Annotated in this window: 2 protein-coding genes; both read right to left on the bottom strand. The window is 68.1% G+C overall.

The features are described 5' to 3' along the window. Positions 1-846, bottom strand: an 846-nt coding sequence (locus Y705_RS17080) for an aldehyde dehydrogenase family protein (protein WP_155849895.1), incomplete at its 3' end; no start/stop codon positions are given. After that, positions 843-2086 (bottom strand): thiamine pyrophosphate-dependent enzyme (locus tag Y705_RS0103435; RefSeq protein ID WP_026531836.1); only part of this gene is annotated, 1244 nt, incomplete at its 5' end. The genes Y705_RS0103435 and Y705_RS17080, both read right to left, overlap by 4 nt.

Genomic DNA, 2086 nt, shown 5'->3' with positions numbered 1-2086 from the left:
GAAGGCGGCCGCCGTGAGGTTGTCCGCGGCCGAGTCCATGTCTGCGTCCGGGAGGACGATTGCGTGGTTCTTGGCCCCGCCCAGTGCCTGAACGCGCTTGCCGTGCTTGGTTGCGGTTTCGTGCACGTACCGGGCGATCGGGGTGGAGCCTACGAATGAGATGCAGTCCACGTCGGGGTGGGTCAGTAGCCCATCCACGGCCTCCTTGCCGCCGTGCAGGACCTGGAACACGCCGTCCGGCAGGCCGGCCTGCTGCCACAACTCGGCGATCAGCAGGGACGGGGAGGGATCGCGCTCGGAGGGCTTGAGGATGAACGCGTTGCCGGTGGCGATCGCAACCGGGGCCATCCACAGCGGCACCATGACCGGGAAGTTGAACGGAGTGATGCCCGCCACCACGCCAAGGGGCTGGCGAAAGGAGTACACGTCGATGCCAGTGGAAAACTGGTCGGAGAACTCCCCCTTGAGCTGCTCAGCGATCCCGCAGGCGAACTCGACGACCTCGAGGCCGCGGCCTACCTCGCCCTTGGCGTCAGAGAGCACTTTGCCGTGCTCGGAGGTGATCAGCCGAGCAAGGTCGTCGGTGTGGGCGGCTACGAGCTCGCGGAACTTGAACAGCACCGCCGTGCGCTTGGCCAGGGACACATCGCCCCACGAGTCCGCGGCCTTCCGCGCCGCCGCGACGGTGACCTGCAGGTCCTCATCGGTGGTCAGGTGCAGGATGCCGGACACCTGGCCGGTGGCGGGGTTGTAGATCTCTTGGGTACGGTCCCCGGTGCCGCGGGTGCGCGCCCCGTCGATAAAGTGCTCGACGTGCTGGATCTGCTGCTGGGTCTGCTGGCTCATGCGTTGCTCCTGGACTCCCCGAGCAGCGGGCGCTGCCGGGCCTTGTTCTGCTGGTAGACCTCGTAGGCCTCCTGGGTGGATCCGAGGGTGGCGGTGCCCGTGACGGGCACATCCCACCAGGACTCAGAGCTGGGGGCATCAATCAGCGGGTCCGATTCCACGTGCACGAGCACGGGGCCGGAGCCCTCGGGCACCGCCCTGGCCCGCTCGACGGCCGTCTTGAGCCGGTCAATCACGCCCGCGCCGGACTCCACACGCAGCACGCGCACGCCGAGGGACTCGGCGTTGGTGGCTAGGTCGATCGGCAACGTAGAGCCCTCGTCGAAGCTATGCCGCTCCCCGTCGAGGTAGCGGTACTTCGTGCCGAAGCGCTGGGAGCCCAGCTGCTCGGACAGCGCCCCGATCGAGGCGTAGCCGTGGTTCTGGATGAGCACGACCACGAGCTTGAGGCCCTCGGCCACGGCGGTGACCAGCTCAGTGTGCATCATAAGGTACGAGCCGTCCCCGACAATGACGACGACATCACGCGCGTCCTCGGGGGCTCCTGCTCGCTCGGCCTCGGCCACGGCGGCCCGCTTGACGCCGAGCCCACCGGCGATCTCGTAGCCCATGCACGAGAACGCGTACTCGACGTGGTAGCCGTACGGGTCCTTGACCCGCCACATCTTGTGCAGGTCACCGGGCAGCGAGCCAGCGGCGCACACGACGACGTCGCGGTCGTCCATGGCGTCGTTGACGGCCCCGATGATCTCGTTCTGGCTGGGCAGCGGCTCGTGCCGCTTCCCGAACGCGGCGTCCACGGTCGCGTCCCAGCGCTGCTTCTCGGCTTTAACAACCTCGGCCAGATCCGCGCCGACCCTGTACCCGCCGAGCGCTCTCGTCAGTTCGACGAGGGTTTTGCGGGCGTCAGCGACGACCGGCACGGCAGTGCCCTGCTTGTAGGCGTCGAAGGCCGCGACATTAATGTTGACGAAGCGCACGTCCGGGTGCTGGAAGGCCGTGTGGGAGGCGGTGGTGAAGTCCCCGTAACGGGTTCCGATGCCAATCACCAGATCGGCATCGGCGACCACTGCGTTGGACGCGGTCGAGCCGGTCGAGCCGACGGCGCCGAGGCACAGCGGGTGGTCCCAGTCCAGTACCCCCACGCCGGCCTGGGTGTAGGCAACGGGGATGCCCGTGGCCTCCACGAACTCGCGCAGCGCCTCGGTGGCGAAGGCGTAGTGCACCCCACCACCGGCGA

This window comes from Arthrobacter sp. H41, assembly GCF_000520535.1.
In the GTDB taxonomy this organism is placed as follows: domain Bacteria; phylum Actinomycetota; class Actinomycetes; order Actinomycetales; family Micrococcaceae; genus Arthrobacter_D.
The sequence above is the reverse complement of the archived record's forward strand: the minus strand, read 5'-3'. Positions and strand labels throughout refer to the sequence as shown.